This is a genomic window from Rhizobacter sp. OV335 (assembly GCF_900142965.1).
Lineage (GTDB): Bacteria > Pseudomonadota > Gammaproteobacteria > Burkholderiales > Burkholderiaceae_C > Rhizobacter.
The window spans coordinates 20,538-42,692 of sequence record NZ_FRCQ01000010.1 but is presented as its reverse complement, the minus strand read 5'-3'; the positions used below and the strand labels follow the sequence as shown (position 1 = coordinate 42,692).

Below are 22,155 nucleotides of genomic sequence, written 5' to 3'. Positions count from 1 at the left end.
TGGCTCAGAACGAGCGGACCTTCGGCGGGATGGATTCCGCTGTCAGCGGCGTGAGCTTGACGGGCTTGTAGTCGAGGCGGTTGCCTTCGCTGTACCACAGCGAGTGCTTCATCCAGACCTTGTCGTTGCGCCCATTCGGGAATTCCGGCGAATCGGCATAGTCGTTGACGGTGTGCGCGCCGCGGCTTTCATGGCGGGCTGCAGCCGAGATCATCGTGGCCATGGCCGCCTCGATCAGGTTCTCGACCTCCAGCGCCTCGATGCGGGCGGTGTTGAACACCTTGGACTTGTCGGCCAGGTGGATGTTCTTCACGCGCTCGGCGATCGCCTTGACCTGCTCGACGCCTTCGTCCATCGTGGCCTGCGTGCGGAACACGCCGGCATGCTTCTGCATCGAGTTGCGCAGGTCGTTGGCCACGTCTTGCGCGTACTCGCCGCCGCTGCTGGCCTCGTACTTGTTCAGGCGGGCCAGCGTGCGCTCGGCGGCATCGGCCGGCAGCGGCTTGTGGGCTTGCGTCTTCAGCGCCGCGTCGACGATGTGGTTGCCGGCCGCGCGGCCGAACACCAGCAGGTCGAGCAGCGAGTTGGTGCCCAGGCGGTTCGCGCCGTGCACGCTGACGCAGGAGCATTCGCCGACCGCGTACAGCCCGTTGACCACCGCGTTCGGGTCGCCGTCCTTCGGCACGACCACCTGGCCGTGGATGTTGGTCGGGATGCCGCCCATCTGGTAGTGGATGGTCGGCACGACCGGGATCGGCTCCTTCGTGATGTCGACGTTCGCGAAGTTGTGGCCGATCTCCAGCACGCTGGGCAGGCGCTTCATGATCGTCTCGGTGCCGAGGTGGGTCATGTCGAGCACGACGTAGTCCTTGTTCGGACCGCAGCCGCGCCCTTCCTTGATCTCCTGGTCCATGCAGCGCGAGACGAAATCGCGCGGCGCCAGGTCTTTCAGCGTCGGCGCATAGCGTTCCATGAAGCGTTCGCCATCGCTGTTGCGCAGGATCGCGCCTTCGCCGCGGCAGCCTTCGGTCAGCAGCACGCCGGCACCGGCCACGCCGGTCGGGTGGAACTGCCAGAACTCCATGTCTTCCAGCGGGATGCCGGCACGCGCCGCCATGCCCAGGCCGTCGCCGGTGTTGATGAAGGCATTGGTCGAGGCCGCGAAGATGCGCCCTGCCCCGCCGGTGGCCAGCAGCACCGTCTTGGCTTCGAGGATGTGCAGCTCGCCGGTTTCCATCTCGAGCGCGGTGACGCCGACCACGTCGCCATCGGCGTCGCGGATCAGGTCGAGCGCCATCCACTCGACGAAGAAGTGGGTGCGCGCCTTGATGTTCTGCTGGTACAGCGTGTGCAGCATCGCGTGGCCGGTGCGGTCGGCCGCGGCGCAGGCGCGCTGCACCGGCTTCTCGCCGTAGTTGGCGGTGTGGCCGCCGAACGGGCGCTGGTAGATGGTGCCGTCGGGGTTGCGGTCGAACGGCATGCCGAAGTGTTCGAGCTCGTAGACGACCTTCGGCGCCTCGCGGCACATGAATTCGATCGCGTCCTGGTCACCGAGCCAGTCGGAGCCCTTCACGGTGTCGAAGAAGTGGTAGTGCCAGTTGTCTTCCGACATGTTGCCGAGCGACGCGCCGATGCCGCCTTGCGCGGCCACCGTGTGCGAACGGGTCGGGAACACCTTGGACAGCACGGCGACGTTCAGGCCGGCGCGGGCCAGCTGCAGCGAGGCGCGCATGCCCGAGCCGCCGGCGCCGACGATGACGACGTCGAACTTGCGCTTGGAGATCGAGGAAGAGGAAAAGCTCACGTCAGAGTCTCCAGAGCACTTGAATCGCCCAGCCGGCACAGCCGACCAGCCACACCAGCGTGAACACCTGCAGCGCCAGCTTCACGCCGACCGGCTTCACGTAGTCCATCAGCACGTCGCGCACGCCGACCCACACGTGGTAGGCCAGCGAGACGATCACGACGAAGGTCAGCACCTTCATCCACTGGCGCGAGAAGATGTTCGCCCACTTGTCGTAGCCCATCGGGCCCGGCAGCAGCACCTGCACGATCAGCGCGACCGTGAACAGCGCCATCACCAGCGCGGTGGCGCGCTGGGCCATCCAGTCGCGCAGGCCGTAGTGCGCGCCGACGACCAGGCGCTTCGAACCAAAGTTTTGTGTCATGGTGTGGCGCGCCTCAGAAGAACAGCTTCCAGCCGAGCACGAGGGTCAGCAGGACACTCAGCACCAGCGTGACGAGGGCCGACTGGCGGCCGAATTCCTTGCTGACCGAGTGCGTCGCGTCCATCCACAGGTGGCGCACGCCGGCGATGAAGTGGTGCAGGTAGGACCAGATCAGCGCGAGCGTCACCAGCTTGATGAACCAGGCCGGGATGAAGCCGTAGCCGCCCATGAAGACGCCGGTGAACTGCGTGTACGAGACTTCGGAGGTCAGGCTGGTGTCGAACATCCAGATGATGAACGGGAGCAGCACGAACATCAGCAGGCCGCTGACGCGGTGGAGGATGGACACCCAGCCCGCAAGGGGCAGCCGGTATTGGGTGGCGTCGATCAGACGCATCGTTCCTGGCCTCCGTGAGGAGATTGGCTTGGAGAGATCGGTCATACCCACCTTGTTTGCATGTTGTGTGCGAGTCGAATCGAAAGATTTTATTGCAACGCAGCACGTTCGCGTGCGGGTCGGCAAAGCAACCGCGGCCGAATGATGCGCCTTCGCGGCTAGCTGAGCTCGTTCCTGTAGTAATGCGAGCGCGTGTTGTAGAGGCCGCGCCGCAGCTCGACCGGCTTGTCGCCATAGGTGCGCGACAGCCGCTCCACGCTGAGCAGCGGCTCGCCGACCGGCACGCCCAGCAGTTCGGCCGCGCCGGCATCGGCCGCCACCGCCCGCAACTGCTCCTCGGCGCGGATCATGCGCACGCCGAACTCGGTTTCGAACAGGCCGTACAGCGGCCCGCGGTAGTCGGTGAGACGCTCCGCCGTCAGCCCCTTGAACAGCGACGCCGGCAGCCAGATGTCGTCCAGCACCACCGGCACGCGCTTGAACTGCAGCAGCCGGCGGATCTGGATCGCCGCGTCGCCGGCCTTCAGCTCGAGCGCGCGGGCGATCTCGGCGCCCGGCCGCTGGCGGCGGCAATCGATGACATGGCGTGTCGCGCCGCCGATCTCGCCGTCGTCGGGCATCAGCCGCAGGAAGCGGTACTGGATCTTCTCTTCCGCATGCGTCGCGACGAAGGTGCCCTTGCCCTGGCGGCGCACCAGCAGGTTCTCGTCGGCCATCGCGTCGATCGCCTTGCGCACCGTGCCCTGGCTCACCTTGTAGCGCGCGGCCAGCTCCATCTCGCTCGGGATCGCCTCGCCGGGCTTCCACTCGCCGCTTTGCAGGCTGCGCGTGATCAGCCCCTTGATCTGCTGGTACAGCGGGCTGAAAGCGGCCCCGCCGGATTCGGCGGGCGGCGCTTCGCCGGCAGATGCAACAGCAGAGGAAGAAGGGATCGAAGTGGCCATGAGTGCGCGATTGCAGCACAGCTCGGCCCTCGCCGTCCACGACTGATGGAAGATGTCTTATATAAGACATAAGATCCTTGACAGAAGGCAGGGTCGCCACCTAGACTCGCCCTACACTTCAGGCACCACTGAACCCTGCGGAGACCTCTCATGAGCAAGAAACCCGTTCGCGTTGCCGTCACCGGTGCCGCCGGCCAGATCGGCTATGCCCTGCTGTTCCGTATCGCCTCGGGCGAGATGCTGGGCAAGGACCAGCCGGTGATCCTGCAGCTGCTCGAGATCCCCGATGAAAAAGCCCAGAAAGCGCTGAAGGGCGTGATGATGGAACTCGACGATTGCGCGTTCCCGCTGCTGGCCGGCATGGAAGCGCACGGCGATGCCAACACCGCCTTCAAGGACACCGATTACGCGCTGCTGGTCGGCGCCCGCCCGCGCGGCCCGGGCATGGAGCGCAAGGACCTGCTGGCCGCCAACGCGCAGATCTTCACCGCGCAAGGCAAGGCGCTGAACGCCGTCGCGTCGCGCAACGTCAAGGTGCTGGTGGTCGGCAACCCGGCCAACACCAACGCCTACATCGCGATGAAGAGCGCGCCCGACCTGCCGCGCAAGAACTTCACCGCGATGCTGCGCCTGGACCACAACCGCGCTGCGTCGCAGATCGCCGCCAAGACCGGCAAGCCGGTGTCGAGCATCGAGAAGCTGACCGTGTGGGGCAACCACTCGCCGACGATGTACGCCGACTACCGCTTCGCGACGATCGACGGCAAGCCGGTCAAGGAGCTGATCAACGACGACGTGTGGAACAAGGACACGTTCCTGCCGACCGTCGGCAAGCGCGGCGCCGCGATCATCGAAGCGCGCGGCCTCAGTTCTGCCGCGTCGGCCGCCAACGCCGCGATCGACCACATGCGCGACTGGGCGCTGGGCAGCAACGGCAAGTGGGTCACGATGGGCATTGCCTCTGACGGCCAGTACGGCATCCCGAAGGACACGATGTTCGGCTTCCCGGTGACCACCGCCGGCGGCGAATACAAGCTGGTCGAAGGCCTGGCGATCGATGCGTTCTCGCAAGAGCGCATCAACCTGACCCTCAAGGAACTCCAAGAGGAACAAGAAGGCGTCAAGCACCTGCTGTGAGCACGGCTGCGGGCCCGAGAGAAGGCCGGACTCCATCCGGCCTTTTTTTCGACCCGCGATGGATGGAGCAAGCGATGAGCGACTGGAATCCCGACCTGTACAAGCAATTCGAGGACGAGCGCACGCGCCCGGCGCGCGATCTGCTGGCGCAGGTGGATTCCATTCCGTCCGGCCCGGTGTTCGACCTCGGCTGCGGGCCGGGCAACTCGACCGAGCTGCTGGTCCGGCGCTTCCCTGGTGCGCAGGTCGTCGGCACCGACACCTCCGAGGCGATGCTCGCCAGCGCGCGCGAGCGCCTGCCGGGCAGCCGCTTCGAGCTCAGCGACATCTCGGCGTGGCGCGCGGCCTCATCCGCCACATCACCCGCGGCGCTGATCTACGCGAACGCCTCGCTGCAATGGGTGCCCGACCACGCGGCGCTGCTGCCGCGGCTGTTTGCCGAACTCGCGCCGGGCGGCACGCTCGCAATCCAGATGCCCGACAACCGCGACGAGCCGACCCACCGGCTGATGCGCGAGACCGCCGCGCTCGCGCCCTGGGCCGAGCCGATCGGCGATGCGGACCGCAAGCGCACGCCGATGCTCGGCGTGGGCGGCTACTACGACCTGCTGGCACCGCTGGCCGCACGGGTGCAGGTGTGGCGCACCGCCTACCAGCATCCGATGGCCGACGCCGCTGCGATCGTCGAATGGGTGCGCGCCACCGGGCTGAAGCCGTTCATCGACCCGCTGTCGCCCCCGCTGCGCGCCTCGTTCCTCGAGGCCTACACCCGCCGCATCGCCGAGGCCTACCCGGCGCATGCGGACGGCCGGCTGCTGCTGGCGTTCCCGCGGTTGTTCATCGTCGCGAAGAAGGCCGCCTGATGACCATCCACCCGCGTGACATCCTGTTCGGCGCCGGCGACCGCACGCCCGCCCTGCCCGTCTGCGACCACTACGCCGGCGTCGAGGCCCGCATGCACAAGAGCCTCGCGCTGCAGGCCGAGCTCGGCCCGGTGTTCGACATCACGCTCGATTGCGAAGACGGCGCGCCGGTCGGCGGCGAGGCCGAGCATGCGCAGATGGTCGCGTCGTTCGTGATGTCGGCCGCCAACCGCCATGGCCGCGTCGGCGCCCGCGTGCACGCGCCGGACGATGCGGCCTTCGATGCCGACGTCGACACGCTGGTGAAGCAGGCCGGCGCCCGGCTGGCCTACCTGATGGTGCCCAAGGTCGACAGCCTCGCGCAGCTGCAGGCGGCGATCTCGTCGATCGACGCCGCCGGCGTGCGCCACGGGCTGGAACGGCAGATCCCGGTCCATGCGCTGGTCGAGACGCACGGCGCGCTGCGCGAGGTCGACGCGATCGCCGCGCACCCGCGCATCGAGTCGCTGTCGTTCGGGCTGATGGATTTCGTCTCGGCCCACCGCGGCGCGATCGGCCACCAGGCGATGAGCGCCACCGGCCAGTTCGAGCACCCGCTGGTGCTGCGCGCCAAGCTGGAGATCTCGGCCGCCTGCCACGGCCACGGCAAGGTGCCGTCGCACTGCGTGGTCACCGAATTCCGCAAGCTCGATCTGCTGCAAAACGCTGCGGCCAAGGCTTCACGCCAGCTCGGCTACCTGCGCATGTGGAGCATCCACCCCGACCAGATCCGCACCATCGTCGACGCGTTCGCGCCGACCGCCGCCGAAACCGACCTCGCGACCGAGATCCTGATGGCGGCGCAGGCCGCCCGCTGGGCGCCGACCAGCCACCGCGACACGCTGCACGACCGGGCCAGCTACCGCTACTACTGGCACGTGCTGGAACGCGCCGCCCGCACCGGACAGCCGCTGCCGATCGAGGTGCGGCAGGCCTTCTTCGCGGAGGGGTCGTGATGTTTTCCACGCCTGCGCGCGGCAAGTGCGCAACAAGCCATCAAATTGTTTCAAAGACGCGGGTTGGCCGCCGATGTGTGCCACCACCCACCTCCACAATCGCTCCTTCTCACAACCTGTTGGAGCGACACGATGTCCCGCAATCTGATTCTTGCCCTGGCCTTCGGCCTGACCTCGGCCGCTGCGATGGCCGCCGATCCCGCCACCCCGGCCAAGCCGGCCGCGAAGCCGGCAGCCGCCGCCGCGAAGAAGGCGCCGCCCAAGAAGGTCGAAGCCACGCTGGCGCAAGCCGACCAGGCCCAGCTCGACGCCGCCGAGCGCACGCTGTACGGCCCGTACGAATGCGAGTTCAACCAGAAGATCGACGTCTCGATCAACCCGAAATTCCCCGGTTACGTCGACGTGGCCTTCGGCAAGAAGCTGTTCACGATGAAGCCGGTGTCGTCGTCGACGGGCGCGCTGCGCCTGGAAGACGTCAAGGGCGTCGCGCTGCTGCTGCAGATCGCCAACAAGTCGATGCTGATGGACACCAAGGTCGGCCAGCGCCTGGTCGACGGCTGCGTCCACGAGAAGCAACGCGCTGCCGCTGCGGCCGCCGGCAAGTAAACGCCGACGGTCTCCGGAGATCGAGCCAGCGCCCTGCCCCCGTTTTTTCGTTCCCTGTGCCTCGGGTCGCGACGACGACCGGCGGCCGGCGCCTGGCAGATCCGCGCAATGCGGCTGCAGGGCTTTCCTTTCCCTGAACGTCATTGCCCCCGGAGAACCGCATGCTTCAAGCCTATCGCCAACACGTTGCCGAACGCGCCACCCTCGGCATTCCGCCGCTGCCGCTGTCGGCCGCGCAGACCGCCGAACTGATCGAGCTGCTGAAGGCTCCGCCGGCCGGTGAAGGCGCCAACCTGGTCTACCTGCTGACGCACCGCGTGCCCGCGGGCGTGGACGATGCGGCCAAGGTGAAGGCCTCGTACCTCGCCGCCGTCGCGCATGGCACCGAATCCAATTCGCTGATTTCCCGCGAGCTGGCGACCGAGCTGCTGGGCACGATGCTCGGCGGCTACAACATCAGCCCGCTGATCGACCTGCTGGACGACGCCGCGGTCGGCGCCGTCGCCGCCAAGGGCCTGAAGGGCACCTTGCTGATGTTCGACCAGTTCCACGACGTGAAGCTGAAGGCCGACAAGGGCAACGACCACGCCCGCGCGGTGCTGCAGAGCTGGGCCGATGCCGAATGGTTCACCTCGCGCCCCGAGGTGCCGGCGTCGATCACCGTCAGCGTCTTCAAGGTGGGTGGCGAAACCAACACCGACGACCTGTCGCCGGCGCCCGACGCCTGGAGCCGCCCCGACATCCCGCTGCACGCGCTGGCGATGCTGAAGAACGCGCGCCCGGGAATCACCCCGGAAGAAGACGGCAAGCGCGGCCCGATCAAGTTCATCGAGGACCTGCGTGCCAAGGGCAACCTGGTGGCCTACGTCGGCGACGTGGTCGGCACCGGCTCCAGCCGCAAGTCGGCCACCAACTCGGTGCTGTGGTTCACCGGTGAAGACATTCCGTACGTGCCGAACAAGCGTTTCGGCGGCGTGTGCCTGGGCAACAAGATCGCGCCGATCTTCTACAACACGATGGAAGACGCCGGCGCGCTGCCGATCGAGCTCGACGTGAGCCAGATGGCGATGGGCGACGTGGTCGAGCTGCGCCCGTATGAAGGCAAGGCGCTGAAGAACGGCCAGGTGATCGCCGAGTTCAAGGTCAAGAGCGAGGTGCTGTTCGACGAGGTGCGCGCCGGCGGCCGCATTCCGCTGATCGTCGGCCGCGGCCTGACCGCGAAGGCGCGCGAGGCACTGGGCCTGGCGCCGTCGACGCTGTTCCGCCTGCCGCAGAGCCCGGTCGATACCAAGAAGGGTTACTCGCTGGCGCAGAAGATGGTCGGCAAGGCCTGCGGCCTGCCGGTCGTCAACGGCCAGCAGCAGGGCGTGCGCCCCGGCACGTACTGCGAGCCGCGCATGACCAGCGTCGGGTCGCAGGACACCACCGGCCCGATGACGCGCGACGAGCTGAAGGACCTGGCCTGCCTGGGCTTCAGCGCCGACCTGGTGATGCAGAGCTTCTGCCACACCGCGGCCTACCCGAAGCCGGTCGACGTGAAGATGCACCACGAGCTGCCGGACTTCATCAGCACGCGGGGCGGCATCTCGCTGCGCCCGGGTGACGGTGTGATCCACAGCTGGCTGAACCGTTTCCTGCTGCCGGATACGGTCGGCACCGGTGGCGACAGCCACACCCGCTTCCCGATCGGCATCAGCTTCCCGGCGGGCTCGGGGCTGGTCGCGTTCGCCGCGGCCACCGGCGTGATGCCGCTGGACATGCCGGAGAGCGTGCTGGTGCGCTTCAAGGGCACGATGCAGCCGGGCGTCACGCTGCGCGACCTGGTCAACGCGATCCCGCTGTATGCGATCAAGCAGGGGCTGCTGACGGTCGAGAAGAAGGGCAAGAAGAACATCTTCTCGGGCCGCATCCTCGAGATCGAGGGGCTGCCCGAGCTGAAGGTGGAGCAGGCTTTCGAGCTGAGCGATGCGTCGGCCGAGCGTTCGGCCGCCGGCTGCACGGTGCACCTGAACAAGGAACCGATCATCGAGTACATCAACAGCAACATCACGCTGATGAAGTGGATGATCGCGCAGGGGTATGCCGATGCGCGCACGCTGGAGCGTCGCATTGCCGCGCAAGAGGCCTGGCTCGCGAACCCGCAGTTGCTGAAGGGCGATGCCGATGCCGACTACGCGGCCGTGATCGAGATCGACCTGGCCGACGTGCACGAGCCGATCGTCGCCTGCCCGAACGACCCGGACGACGTGAAGACGCTGGCCGAGGTGTCGGGCGCGAAGATCGACGAGGTGTTCATCGGTTCGTGCATGACGAACATCGGCCACTTCCGGGCGGCCAGCAAGCTGCTCGAGGGCAAGCGCGACATTCCAGTGAAGCTGTGGGTGGCACCGCCCACCAAGATGGATGCGCACCAGCTGACCGAGGAAGGCCATTACGGCGTGCTCGGCACGGCGGGCGCGCGCATGGAGATGCCGGGCTGCAGCCTGTGCATGGGCAACCAGGCACAGGTGAAGGAAGGCGCGACGGTGTTCTCGACCAGCACGCGCAACTTCCCGAACCGGCTGGGCAAGAACAGCAACGTCTACCTGGGTTCGGCCGAGCTGGCGTCGATCTGCTCGAAGCTCGGGCGCATTCCGACGAAGGACGAGTACATGGCGGACATGGGGGTGCTGACGGCGGCGTCCGACAAGGTCTACCAGTACCTGAACTTCGATCGGATCAAGGAATATTCGGAGGCTTGAGGTCTTTCTGCGCGGCAAAGGCGCGGGCGGGGAGGCTGGGGCTCGCCGGTCGGTGCGGTCACCGCCCCCTGGGGGGCGATGACTCCCCTACGCTGGCTGGTTTCATGGCCCGTCGCCGAAACTCCCTCCACTCACTTCGTTCGTTGTGGTCAAACAGTCGGCGACAGTCAGTTCACGAAGCGTGCTGCGCACGCGGGCCAAGAAACCAGCCAGCTCCGGCGCCCCGCCCTGATTGGCGCTCCCCAGCCTCCCCGCCCGCGCCTTTGCGGAACCGCCGCGCTGTGTTTGGGGGGAAAAGATTGAAGTGACCGACGAGCGGGCGCGGGCAGCATCCCGTTCGCCCTGAGCCTGTCGAAGGGCCCGAGCAGCGACCGAGCTTGTCGAGGGCGCGTCCGTCGAAGGGTTGTGCCCGAAGCGAGCCAGGCCTTCGACAAGCTCAGTCCGACCCTTCGACAGGCTCAGGGCGAACGGGTTTCTTTGCAACCGCCGGATTCCGTCGGGGATCTGCTTTGCTCAGCAGGAACAGGTGGTGCTTCGCGGCGGGAATCAATCCCGCTCAGGCGCTATCTCGGTGGCGTAGTCGACCAGCGCACCCAGAATATCCTGCGCCCGCTCATCCTCCGCCAGCGCTTCCGATTCCTGCAGCGCATCGATCCGGTCGAAGAAGGCCTGCAGCGTCAGCGCCCCCCCCGCCCCATCGTGCAGCTTGTGCACCCGGTGCTCCAGCCATTGCGCCTGCTCGGCCTCGCTGAGGGTCTGCGGAAAATTCCTCGCCCGGTAGCGGAACAAAATCTCCGCCAGCCGCGGATCAGCAAACGCCGGCCGCTTGTCGGCCAGCTGCTGCGGCGACAAGCCGCGCAGCCGCTGCAGCGCCTTGCGGTCCTCGTTGCCGACGAAGCCGCCGTACAAATCCTCGTCGACGTCCGGCTTCGCGCTCGGTGCCGGCCGCTCGAACACCGCCGGCCACATCCCTGCCAGCAGATGCCCCTGCTTCGCAGCGAGCTCCGCATGCGCCATCGCCAGCGGCACGTCGACGCCCCACTTCGCCGCCACCGCATCGCTCAGCGTCTTCAGGTTGCCGATCACCATCGGCGACTTGTTGATGTGGATCGTCTTGATCGGCAGGCGCGCCACGCCGTCAGGCAGGTCGTCCGCCTTGCTGAACATGCGCAGCCGGATCGTCTCGACGTCCAGCGTGAACAATTCCGCAGGGTCGTGGGCCAGGTCCCACACGATCACTTCATTCTTGTTGCTCGGGTGCGGCGCCAGCGGCCACACCAGCGCCATGCAGCCGCGCTCGACGCCGTACATGCCCGAGATGTGCAAAAACGGCCGGCCGACGCCCATCTCCTGGAGCACCTCGTCCTTCTTGCGCAGCTTCAGTGCGAAATCCCACAGCCGCGGCTGGCGTGACTTGATCAGCTTCGCCAGCGCAATCGTCGCCCGCACGTCCGACAAGGCATCGTGCGCCGCCTCGTGCGACAACCCGTTCGCGGCCGTCAGGTGCTCCAGCTTGAAGGACGGCCGGCCGTCGTCGTGCGTCGGCCAGGTGATGCCCTCCGGCCGCAGCGCCCAGGTCAGCCGCACGACATCGAGCAAATCCCAGCGCCCGCACTGGTTCTGCCACTCGCGCGCGTACGGGTCGATCAGGTTGCGCCAGAACAGGTGGCGCGTGACCTCGTCGTCGAAGCGGATCGTGTTGTAGCCGACACCCACCGTGCCGGGCTGCGCCAGCTGCGCCTCGATCGCGTCGGCGAACGCGTGCTCCGGCACGCCGCGTTCCAGGCAGGCCTGCGGAAGGATGCCGGTCAGCAGGCAGGACTCCGGATCGGGCAGGTAATCGGGCGCCGGCTGGCAATACACCATCAGCTCGCCTCCCGGCAGCTCGTTCAGCTCGGCATCGGTGCGGATGCCGGCGAACTGGGCCGGCCGGTCATGGCGCGGCACGCGGCCGAAGGTTTCGTAGTCGTGCCAGAGAAACGTGAAATCGGTCATGGCGCGCAATCTACCAGCACCGGCCGATGCGGACCCAAACCAGACGGATTGCGCAAACAGCGCCGTATCCCCGCCTCATTTGCACCTTAAGGGTTCGACACATGTATCCGATATTCCCGTTTGACTGGGTCCGGTTTGGAGCAGGTGCACGCACACCCACCGACCCCGCAAACGAATTCCACACAAAGGACGCCCTTCATGGCCAGCATCATTCAGTTCCTGACGACCGCTCAGATCGCCGGCTTGTCGACGAAGTCCATTGCCGGGCTGACGACCGAGGACTGGGCCGCGTTCAACACCGCGCAGTTCCAGGCACTGACGACGACGCAGGTCGCCGCGATCCCGTCGACCAACATCTCCGCGATCGGCACCGCCGAACTCGCCGTGATGGAGACGCAAGACCTGCGGGCGCTGAGCTCCACCGCGCTGCGCGCACTGAACTCCGACCAGCTGGGCGCTTTCAACTCCGACCAGTTCGCCGCGCTGACAACCGCCCAGGTCGCATCGCTGACGACCACGCAGATCGCGCACCTCGGCACCGACGACCTGAACGCGCTGACGACCAACCAGTTCGCCGCGCTGACCACCGCGCAGGCCGCGGCGCTGACCTCCGACCAGATCCCGACGCTCGAATCGTCGGACCTGCGCTCGCTGAGCTCGGCCGCGATCCGCAACCTGTCGACCGCGCAGATCGATGCGCTGACCTCCGACCAGATGGGCCAGCTGACCACCTCGCAGGTGGCCGCCATGACGACCGCCCAGCTGGCCAACCTGGTCACCGACGACCTGAACGCGATGAACACCGCGCAGTTCGCCGCGCTGTCCACCGCGCAAGTCGTGGCGCTGACGCCGACGCAAGTCGCCGGCCTGCAGTCCGATGACCTGCGTGCCCTGAGCACCGCCCAGTACGCCGCGATGACGACCGCCCAGGTCGCCGCGCTGACGACCGACCAGCTGCCCAACCTCGAATCCAGCGACCTGCGTGCGATCAGCACCGCCGCGCTGCGCCAGCTCAATTCCGACCAGCTCGGCTCGCTGACCAGCGACCAGTTCGCCGCCCTCACCACCGGCCAGGTCGCCGCGCTGACGACCACCCAGCTGTCGACGCTGGGCACCGACGACCTGAACGCGCTGACGACCACGCAGTTCGCCGCGCTGTCGACCGCCCAGGCCGCTGCGCTGACCACCGACCAGATCCCGACGCTGGAAACCAACGACCTGCGCGCGCTGAGCACCGCCGCGCTGAAGGGCTGGACCACCGCGCAGATCGACGCGCTGACCTCCGACCAGATGGGCGCGCTGACGACCGCCCAGGTCGCCGGCCTGACCACCGCGCAACTGGCCAACCTGACCACCGACGACCTGAACGCGCTGAACACCGCGCAATTCGCCGCACTGTCCACCGCGCAAGTCGTGGCCCTGACCCCGACGCAGATCGCCGGACTGCAATCCGATGACCTGCGCGCCCTGAGCACCGCCCAGTACGCTGCACTGACCACCGCGCAAGTCGGCGCGCTGACCAGCGACCAGATCCCGAAGCTCGAATCGTCCGACCTGCGTGCCATCAGCACCGCCGGCATCCGCGGCCTGAACAGCGACCAGTTCGGCGCACTGACCTCCGACCAGGTCGGCTCGCTGACCACCGGCCAGATCTCCGCGCTGACGACCGGCCAGCTGTCGTCGCTGACCTCCGATTCGCTGAACGCGCTGAGCACCACGCAGTTCGGCGTGCTGTCGACGGCCCAGGCCGCCGCGCTGACCTCCGACCAGATCCCGCACCTCGAATCGTCGGACCTGCGTGCCCTGAGCACCGCCGCGATCCGCAACTGGACCACCGCCCAGGTCGACGCGCTGACCAGCGACCAGATGGCCCAGCTGACGACCTCGCAAGTCGCTGCGCTGACCACCGCACAGCTGGCCAACCTGGTCACCGACGACCTGAACGCGCTGACGACGAACCAGTTCGCCGCGCTGTCCACCGCGCAAGTCGCCGCGCTGACGCCGACGCAGATCGCCGGCCTGCAGTCCGATGACCTGCGTGCGCTGAGCACCGCCCAGTTCGCGGCGCTGACGACCGCCCAGGTCGCCGCACTGACCACCGACCAGATCCCGAACCTCGAATCGAGCGACCTGCGTGCCATCAGCACCGCCGCGCTGCGCCAGCTGAACTCCGACCAGCTCGGCTCGCTGACCAGCGACCAGATGGCCGCGCTGACCACCGGCCAGGTCGCCGCGCTGACGACGACCCAGCTGTCGACCCTCGGCACCGACGACCTGAACGCGCTGACGACCACGCAGTTCGCGACGCTGTCGACCGCGCAAGCCGCCTCGCTGACCACCGATCAGATCCCGACGCTCGAATCGTCCGACCTGCGCGCGCTGAGCACCGCCGCGCTGCGCAACTGGACCACCGCGCAAGTCGACGCGCTGACCTCCGACCAGATGGGCCAGCTGACGACCGCCCAGGTCGCCGCACTGACCACGTCCCAACTGGCCAACCTGAGCACCGACGACCTGAACGCGATGAACACCGCGCAGTTCGTCGCGCTGTCGACCGCGCAAGTCGCCGCGCTGACCCCGACGCAGATCGCCGGCCTGCAATCCGATGACCTGCGCGCGCTGACCACCGGGCAATACGCCGCGATGACGACGGCGCAAGTCGCCGCGCTGACCAGCGACCAGATGCCCAACATCGAGTCCTCGGACCTGCGTGCGATCAGCACCGCCGGCATCCGCGGCCTCAACAGCGACCAGTTCGCCGCCCTCACCTCCGACCAGATCGCGTCGCTGACGACCACGCAGGTGGCCGCGCTGACGACCACGCAGATCGCCTCGCTGGCCTCGGACGACCTGAACGCACTGAGCACCGCGCAATTCACCGCGATGTCGAGCGCGCAGACCGCCGCGCTGACCACCGACCAGATCCCGCACCTGGAATCGTCGGACCTGCGCACGCTGAGCACCGCCGCGCTGCGCAGCTGGACCACCGCCCAGATCGACGCGCTGAGCTCCGACCAGATGGGCCAGTTGACGACCGCGCAAGTGGCCGGCCTGACCACCACCCAGCTGACGAGCCTGAACACCGCCGACCTGAACGCGATGAACACCGCGCAGTTCGCCGCGCTGTCCACCGCCCAGGTCGCGTCGCTGACCACCGCCCAGATCGCCGGACTGGTGTCCGATGACCTGCGTGCGCTGAGCACCGCGCAATACGCCGCGATGAACTCGGCCCAGGTCGGCGCGCTGACGACCGACCAGATCCCGAACCTCGAATCGGCCGACCTGCGCGCGCTCAGCACCGCCGCGATCCGCGCGCTGAACACCGACCAGATCAATGCGCTGACCTCCGACCAGATGGCCCAGCTGACGACCGCCCAGGTCGCCGCGCTGACCTCGACGCCGCAGGTCGACGGCCTGAACACCAACAACCTGAACGCGCTGACCACTGCGCAGTTCGCCGCGATGACGACCGCCCAGGCCGCCGCCATCACGACGACGCAGATGTCGAACCTGGAGACGCAGGATCTGCGTGCGCTGAGCACCGCCGCGATCCGCGCGCTGAACAGCGACCAGCTGGCCGCGCTGAACTCCGACCACATGGGCGCGCTGAGCACGGCCCAGGTTGCCGCGCTGTCGACCACCCAGGTCGCCAACCTGACGACCGAAGACCTGAACGCGCTGAACACCGCCGACTTCGCCGCGCTGTCGACCGCCCAGGTCGCCGCGCTGAAGGTCAGCCAGGTGGCCGGCCTCGAGACCGATGACCTGCGTGCGATGACGACGGCGCAGTTCGCCGCGCTCAGCACCGCGCAAGTCGGCGCCCTCACCAGCGACCAGATCCCGCACCTCGAATCCGCCGACCTGCGTGCCATCAGCACCGCCGGCATCCGCGGCCTGAACAGCGACCAGTTCGCTGCGCTGACCTCGGACCAGGTGGCTTCGCTGACGACCGCCCAGGTCGCCGCGTTGACGACGACCCAGCTGGCCTCGCTGAGCTCCGACTCGCTGAACGCGCTGAGCACCGCCCAGTTCGCGATCCTGTCGACCGCCCAGGCCGCCGCGCTGACCACCGACCAGATCCCGCACCTCGAATCGTCGGACCTGCGTGCGCTGAGCACCGCCGCGATCCGCAACTGGAGCACCGCGCAGGTCGATGCGCTGAGCTCCGACCAGATGGGCCAGCTGACGACCGCGCAAGTCGCCGGCCTGACGACCGCCCAGCTGTCGAACCTGGTCACCGACGACCTGAACGCGATGAACACCGCGCAGTTCGCCGCGCTGTCCACCGCCCAGGTCGCGTCGCTGACGCCGACCCAGATCGCCGGCCTGCAATCCGATGACCTGCGCGCACTGAGCACCGCCCAGTTCGCAGCGCTGACGACCGCCCAGGTCGCCGCGCTGACGACCGACCAGCTGCCGAACCTCGAATCAGCCGACCTGCGTGCGATCAGCACGACGGCGCTGCGCCAGCTCGACTCCAGCCAGCTCGGCGCCCTGACCAGCGACCAGTTCGCTGCGCTGACGACCGGCCAGATTGCCGCGCTGACCACGACCCAGCTGTCGACGCTCGGCACCGACGACCTGAACGCGCTGACGACCAACCAGTTCGCGACGCTGTCGACCGCCCAGGCCGCTGCGCTGACGACCGACCAGATCCCGCACCTGGAGTCGTCGGACCTGCGCTCGCTGAGCACCGCCGCGATCCGCAACTGGACCACCGCGCAAGTCGATGCACTGACCTCCGACCAGATGGGCCAGCTGACGACCGCGCAAGTGGCCGCCCTGACGACCGCCCAGCTGAGCAACCTGGTGACCGACGACCTGAACGCGATGAACACCGCGCAGTTCGTCGCGCTGTCGACCGCGCAAGTCGCCGGCCTGACCGCGACGCAGATCGCCGGCCTGCAATCCGATGACCTGCGTGCCCTGACGACGGCCCAGTACGCCGCGCTGAACACCGCGCAAGTCGCCGCGCTGACCACCGACCAGCTGCCGAACCTCGAATCCGCCGACCTGCGCGCCATCAGCACCGCCGCGCTGCGCCAGCTGAACTCCGACCAGCTCGGTGCCTTGACCAGCGACCAGTTCGCTGCGCTGACGACCGGCCAGGTCGCTGCGCTGACGCCGGCGCAACTCGCCGGCCTCGGCTCCGATGACCTGAACGCGCTGACGACCAACCAGTTCGCGATCCTGTCGACCGCCCAGGCCGCTGCGCTGACGACCGACCAGATCCCGCACCTGGAGTCGTCGGACCTGCGCTCGCTGAGCACCGCCGCGCTGCGCAACTGGACCACCGCGCAGATCGACGCGCTGAGCTCCGACCAGATGGGCCAGCTGACGACCGCGCAAGTGGCCGGCCTGACGACCGCCCAGCTGTCGAACCTGGTCACCGACGACCTGAACGCGATGAACACCGCGCAGTTCGCTGCGCTGTCCACCGCGCAAGTCGCGTCGCTGACGCCGACCCAGATCGCCGGCCTGCAATCCGATGACCTGCGTGCCCTGACCACCGCGCAATACGCCGCGATGAACTCGGCGCAAGTCGGTGCGTTGACGACCGACCAGATCCCGAACCTCGAATCGGCCGACCTGCGCGCCATCAGCACGACGGCCATCCGCGCGCTGAACAGCGACCAGCTGGCCGCCCTCGACTCGGGCCAGATCGGCGCACTGACGACCGGCCAGGTCGCCGCGCTGACGACCACCCAGCTGTCGACGCTGAACAGCGACGACCTGCGCGCGCTGACGACGCAGCAGTACGCCGCGCTGTCGACCACGCAAGTCGCGTCGCTGACCACCGACCAGATCCCGGTGCTCGAATCGTCCGACCTGCGCACGCTGAGCACCGCGGCGCTGCGTTCGTGGAGCACCGACCAGCTGAACGCGCTGAGCTCCGACCAGATGGGCCAGCTGACGACCGCGCAAGTGGCCGGCCTGACGACCACCCAACTGGCGAACCTGACGACCGAGGACCTGAACGCGCTGAACACCGCTGACTTCGCCGCGCTGACGACCGCCCAGGTCGCCGCGCTGAAGGTCAGCCAGATTGCCGGACTGGAAACCGACGACCTGCGTGCAATGACGACGGCGCACTTCGCCGCGCTGTCGACCGCGCAAGTCGGTGCCCTCACCAGCGACCAGATCCCGCACCTGGAATCGGCTGACCTGCGTGCCATCAGCACCGCCGGCATCCGCGGCCTGAACAGCGACCAGTTCGCGGCCCTCACCTCGGATCAAGTGGCTTCGCTGACGACCGCGCAAGTCGCCGCACTGACGACGACCCAGCTGTCCTCGCTGACCTCCGACTCGCTGAACGCACTGAGCACCACCCAGTTCGCGATCCTGTCGACCGCGCAAGTCGCGTCGCTGACGACCGACCAGATCCCGCACCTGGAGTCTTCGGACCTGCGTGCGCTGAGCACCGCTGCCCTGCGCTCGTGGAACACCGACCAGCTGAACGCGCTGAGCTCCGACCAGATGGGCCAGCTGACGACCGCGCAAGTGGCCGGCCTGACGACCACCCAGCTGGCCAACCTGACCAGCACCGACCTGAATGCGCTGAACACCGCGGACTTCGCTGCGCTGTCGACCGCCCAGGTCGCTGCGCTGACGGTCGGCCAGGTGGCTGGCCTCGAGACCGACGACCTGCGTGCGATGACGACGGCGCAGTTCGCCGCGCTCAGCACCGCGCAAGTCGGCGCGCTGACCAGCGACCAGATCCCGCACCTGGAATCGGCTGACCTGCGTGCCATCAGCACCGCCGGCATCCGCGGCCTGAACAGCGACCAGTTCGCTGCGCTGACCTCGGACCAGGTGGCTTCGCTGACGACCGCCCAAGTCGCCGCGCTGACGACGACCCAGCTGTCGTCGCTGACCTCCGACTCGCTGAACGCACTGAGCACCGCCCAGTTCGCGATCCTGTCGACCGCGCAAGCCGCGTCGCTGACGACCGACCAGATCCCGCACCTCGAATCGTCGGACCTGCGCGCCTTGAGCACCGCCGCGATCCGCAACTGGAGCACCGCGCAGATCGATGCGCTGACCTCCGACCAGATGGGCCAGCTGACGACCGCGCAAGTCGCCGGCCTGACGACCGCCCAGCTGAGCAACCTGGTCAGCGACGACCTGAACGCGCTGAACACGGCTGACTTCGCCGCGCTGTCGACCGCCCAGGTCGCATCGCTGACGGCCGGCCAGATCGCCGGCCTGCAGTCGGACGACCTGCGTGCGATGACGACGGCGCACTTCGCCGCGCTGTCGACCACGCAAGTCGCCGCACTGACGACCGACCAGCTGCCGAACCTCGAATCCAGCGACCTGCGTGCGATCAGCACGACGGCGCTGCGCCAGCTCGACTCGGCGCAGCTCGGTTCGCTGACCAGCGACCAGTTCGCCGCGCTGACGACCGCGCAAGTGGCCGCGCTGACGACGACCCAGCTGTCGCAGCTGGGCACCGACGACCTGAACGCGCTGACGACGACGCAGTTCGCGACGCTGTCGACCGCCCAGGCCGCCGCGCTGACCACCGACCAGATCCCGACGCTGGAATCGGCCGACCTGCGTGCCCTGAGCACCGCCGCGATCCGCAACTGGACCACGGCGCAGATCGATGCGCTGACCTCGGACCAGATGGGCCAGCTGACGACCGCGCAAGTGGCCGCACTGACCACCTCGCAGCTGAGCAACCTGACCAGCACCGACCTGAACGCGCTGAACACCGCCGACTTCGCCGCGCTGTCGACCGCCCAGGTCGCTTCGCTGACGGTCGGCCAGGTGGCTGGCCTGGAAACCGACGACCTGCGTGCGATGACCACGGCGCACTACGCTGCGCTCAGCACCGCGCAAGTCGGCGCGCTGACCAGCGACCAGATCCCGCACCTGGAATCGGCTGACCTGCGTGCCATCAGCACCGCCGGCATCCGTGGCCTGAACAGCGACCAGTTCGCTGCGCTGACCTCGGACCAGGTCGCGTCGCTGACGACGGCGCAAGTGGGCGCGCTGACGACCACCCAGCTGTCGTCGCTGAGCTCCGACTCGCTGAACGCGCTGAGCACCACGCAGTTCGCGATCCTGTCGACCGCGCAGGTGGCTTCGCTGACCTCCGACCAGATCCCGCACCTGGAATCGTCGGACCTGCGTGCCCTCAGCACCTCGGCCATCGCCAACATGAGCACCGCGCAGATCGATGCGCTGAGCTCCGACCAGATGGGCCAGCTCACGGTGGCCCAGGTGACGGCGTTGACGACCGCGCAACTGAGCAACCTGGTCACCGACGACCTGAACGCCTTCGGCACCGCGCAGTTCGCGGCGATGACGACGGCCCAGGTGGCATCGCTGACGGTCACCCAGATCGCCGGCCTGCAATCCGACGACCTGCGTGCACTGACGACGGCGCAGTACGCGGCACTGACCACGGCCCAGGCGCATGCGCTGACGACCGACCAGATGCCGAACCTGGAGTCTTCCGACCTGCGCGCGCTGAGCACCAACGCGATCCGCGCGCTGGACTCCGCCCAGCTGGAGGCGTTGACCTCCGACCAGATGGCGGCCCTGACCACCGGCCAGGTGGCGGCCCTGTCGGCCAGCCAGGTCGGCACGCTGACCACCGATGACCTGAACGCGCTGACCACCAGCCAGTTCGCGGTCTTCTCGACGGCCCAGGTGCAGTCCTTCACGTCCGACCAGATGGCGGCCCTGCAGACCGACGACCTGCGTGCGCTGAGCACCGCGGCACTGCGTTCGCTGAGCACCGCGCAGCTGGACGCGATGGGTTCCGACCAGTTCGGTGCCTTGACGACGGCCCAGGTGGCTTCGCTGACGACGACGCAGATCTCCAGCCTGTCGAGTGACGACCTGAACGCGCTGACGGGCACGCAGTTCGCGGCGCTGACCACGGCACAGTCGGCCTCGCTGACCGCGTCGCAGATCGGCACGATGGCGACCGATGACCTGCAGGCCCTGACCACGGCGCACTACGCGTCGCTGTCGGCGACCCAGGTGCTCGGCATCACGACCGACCAGATCTCGGTGATCGAGACGCAGGACCTGCGCTCACTGACCTCGACCTCGCTGCGTGCCCTGACGGATGCGCAACTGGGTGAACTGACCACGACGCAGCTGTCGTCGCTGGGCGGCCAGGTGAGCAACCTGACGACCTCGCAGCTCTCGCACCTGGCGACCGACGACCTGAACGCGTTCACCGCCTCGCAGTTCCTGGTGATGAACACGGCGCAGATCCAGTCGCTGACGGCCACGCAGATCGGCAACCTGGAAACCGCGGACATCCATGCGCTGAGCACGGCCGCGATCCAGTCGCTGACGACCGACCAGATCCAGGCCATCACGACCGACACCTTCCAGGCGTTGAGCGGTGCCCAGATCGCGGCCTTCACGACCGCCCAGGTGCATTCGCTGACGACCGACCAGGTGATCGCGCTGACGACCACGCAGACGATGGCCCTGGAGACCCAGGACATCGCGGCGATGTCGATGACGCAGATCTCGGCCTTCGAAGGGCAGGACATCGCGGTGATGTCGTCGCCGCAGCTGGATGCCTTCATGGCGGCCTCGCCGATCGTGCTGGACCTGAACGGTGACGGCGTCTCGACGGTGTCGGCGGCGCACGGGGTCAACTTCGACCTGAACGCCACCGGCCATGCCAACAAGGTGGGCTGGGCGGCCGCGACCGACGGCATCCTGGTGATGGACCGCAACGGCGACGGCAAGATCAACGACGGCACCGAGCTGTTCGGCGTCGCGACCGTGAAGGCCGACGGCACCCGCGCCGGCAACGGTTACGAAGCGATGAAGATCGAGGACACGAACCACGACGGCAAGCTGACCGCCGCGGACGTGAACTTCGACAAGCTGAAGGTGTGGGTCGATGCCAACCAGGACGGCATCTCCGAGAAGGGCGAGCTGCACGGCCTGGCCGACTTCGGGATCGTCTCTCTGGACCTGCATGCCGCGAGCGGCGCGACGGTGCAGAACGGCAACCTGCTGGGCCTGGTGTCGAGCTACACGACGGCGGACGGCGCCAAGCACGACATGGCGGACGTGTGGTTCGGCAAGGCGCCGACGACCGATGCGGCGGCAGCCAAGGAACTGCCGGTGCAACTGGCCGACGTGCTGGCCGCGCCGACCAGCGACGTGCTGGCCGGTGGCAGCAGTGCCCCGACGGTGGCGGCGACGCAACCGACGGCGCACGCCGCGGTGCACATCGACCACAAGCTGCTGGCCGATGAAGAGCACCTGAAGAACATCGGCCCGCTGATCTGAGCGGCAACCGATGATGGCGCGGCACGCACTC

11 protein-coding genes are annotated in these 22,155 nt (G+C 67.9%); 6 read left to right on the top strand and 5 right to left on the bottom strand.

Translation table 11 applies throughout. The features are described from left to right. Nucleotides 1-4 precede the first annotated feature (4 nt). The 4 genes from sdhA to BUE42_RS12455 form a co-directional block, all read right to left on the bottom strand. Entirely contained in the window at nt 5-1,732 is a 1,728-nt protein-coding gene (gene sdhA, locus BUE42_RS12470) for a succinate dehydrogenase flavoprotein subunit (protein ID WP_369822967.1), read from the bottom strand. Between the two features lie 73 nt (nt 1,733-1,805). Further along, complete coding sequence (gene sdhD, locus BUE42_RS12465; RefSeq protein WP_073465431.1) at nt 1,806-2,168, bottom strand: succinate dehydrogenase, hydrophobic membrane anchor protein; 363 nt, start codon at nt 2,166-2,168, stop codon at nt 1,806-1,808. A 13-nt stretch (nt 2,169-2,181) separates the two neighbouring features. Further along, a complete protein-coding gene (sdhC, locus tag BUE42_RS12460) occupies nt 2,182-2,610 on the bottom strand; it encodes a succinate dehydrogenase, cytochrome b556 subunit (RefSeq protein WP_073465430.1) in 429 nt (142 codons plus the stop codon). Nucleotides 2,611-2,723: 113 nt separating this feature from the next. Further along, on the bottom strand, nt 2,724-3,509 hold the full coding sequence (locus BUE42_RS12455; protein ID WP_083614095.1) for a GntR family transcriptional regulator: 786 nt from the start codon (nt 3,507-3,509) through the stop codon (nt 2,724-2,726). A 150-nt stretch (nt 3,510-3,659) separates the two neighbouring features. Here BUE42_RS12455 and BUE42_RS12450 point away from each other — a divergent pair, with 150 nt between their 5' ends. The 5 genes from BUE42_RS12450 (at nt 3,660) to acnB (ending at nt 9,851) form a co-directional block, all read left to right on the top strand. Further along, on the top strand, nt 3,660-4,646 hold the full coding sequence (locus tag BUE42_RS12450; protein ID WP_073465429.1) for a malate dehydrogenase: 987 nt from the start codon (nt 3,660-3,662) through the stop codon (nt 4,644-4,646). A gap of 74 nt (nt 4,647-4,720) precedes the next feature. Then, entirely contained in the window at nt 4,721-5,509 is a 789-nt protein-coding gene (gene tam / locus BUE42_RS12445) for a trans-aconitate 2-methyltransferase (protein ID WP_073465565.1), read from the top strand. Then, nucleotides 5,509-6,504 (top strand): HpcH/HpaI aldolase/citrate lyase family protein, encoded by a 996-nt coding sequence (locus tag BUE42_RS12440; RefSeq protein WP_073465428.1) that lies wholly within the window; start codon nt 5,509-5,511, stop codon nt 6,502-6,504. Before tam ends, BUE42_RS12440 begins: the two co-directional genes overlap by 1 nt. A 132-nt stretch (nt 6,505-6,636) precedes the next feature. Then, nucleotides 6,637-7,110, top strand: a complete 474-nt coding sequence (locus tag BUE42_RS12435; protein ID WP_073465427.1) for a hypothetical protein — start codon at nt 6,637-6,639, stop codon at nt 7,108-7,110. 161 nt (nt 7,111-7,271) lie between these two features. Then, nucleotides 7,272-9,851 carry a bifunctional aconitate hydratase 2/2-methylisocitrate dehydratase gene (acnB, locus tag BUE42_RS12430; protein WP_073465426.1) on the top strand — a complete coding sequence of 860 codons (2,580 nt, stop codon included), beginning with the start codon at nt 7,272-7,274 and terminating at the stop codon, nt 9,849-9,851. A gap of 546 nt (nt 9,852-10,397) precedes the next feature. On the opposite strand, the gene sbcB is transcribed toward acnB, so the two are convergent. After that, on the bottom strand, nt 10,398-11,846 hold the full coding sequence (sbcB, locus tag BUE42_RS12425; RefSeq protein WP_073465425.1) for an exodeoxyribonuclease I: 1,449 nt from the start codon (nt 11,844-11,846) through the stop codon (nt 10,398-10,400). Between the two features lie 198 nt (nt 11,847-12,044). Here sbcB and BUE42_RS12420 point away from each other — a divergent pair, with 198 nt between their 5' ends. Continuing rightward, the gene (locus BUE42_RS12420) at nt 12,045-22,124 is read left to right on the top strand and encodes a hypothetical protein (RefSeq protein WP_073465424.1); all 10,080 of its coding nucleotides are present in this window, start codon (nt 12,045-12,047) and stop codon (nt 22,122-22,124) included. Nucleotides 22,125-22,155 lie beyond the last annotated feature (31 nt).

What these genes read in the sequence shown, in the direction of transcription:
- BUE42_RS12435 (WP_073465427.1), top strand. Translation starts at nt 6,637, where the DNA reads ATGTCCCGCAATCTGATTCTTGCCCTGGCCTTCGGCCTGACCTCGGCC.
- BUE42_RS12420 (WP_073465424.1), top strand. Translation starts at nt 12,045, where the DNA reads ATGGCCAGCATCATTCAGTTCCTGACGACCGCTCAGATCGCCGGCTTG.
- BUE42_RS12455 (WP_083614095.1), bottom strand. Translation starts at nt 3,509, where the DNA reads ATGGCCACTTCGATCCCTTCTTCCTCTGCTGTTGCATCTGCCGGCGAA.
- BUE42_RS12450 (WP_073465429.1), top strand. Translation starts at nt 3,660, where the DNA reads ATGAGCAAGAAACCCGTTCGCGTTGCCGTCACCGGTGCCGCCGGCCAG.
- BUE42_RS12440 (WP_073465428.1), top strand. Translation starts at nt 5,509, where the DNA reads ATGACCATCCACCCGCGTGACATCCTGTTCGGCGCCGGCGACCGCACG.
- acnB (WP_073465426.1), top strand. Translation starts at nt 7,272, where the DNA reads ATGCTTCAAGCCTATCGCCAACACGTTGCCGAACGCGCCACCCTCGGC.
- sdhA (WP_369822967.1), bottom strand. Translation starts at nt 1,732, where the DNA reads ATGCGCGCCTCGCTGCAGCTGGCCCGCGCCGGCCTGAACGTCGCCGTG.
- sdhD (WP_073465431.1), bottom strand. Translation starts at nt 2,168, where the DNA reads ATGACACAAAACTTTGGTTCGAAGCGCCTGGTCGTCGGCGCGCACTAC.
- tam (WP_073465565.1), top strand. Translation starts at nt 4,721, where the DNA reads ATGAGCGACTGGAATCCCGACCTGTACAAGCAATTCGAGGACGAGCGC.
- sdhC (WP_073465430.1), bottom strand. Translation starts at nt 2,610, where the DNA reads ATGACCGATCTCTCCAAGCCAATCTCCTCACGGAGGCCAGGAACGATG.
- sbcB (WP_073465425.1), bottom strand. Translation starts at nt 11,846, where the DNA reads ATGACCGATTTCACGTTTCTCTGGCACGACTACGAAACCTTCGGCCGC.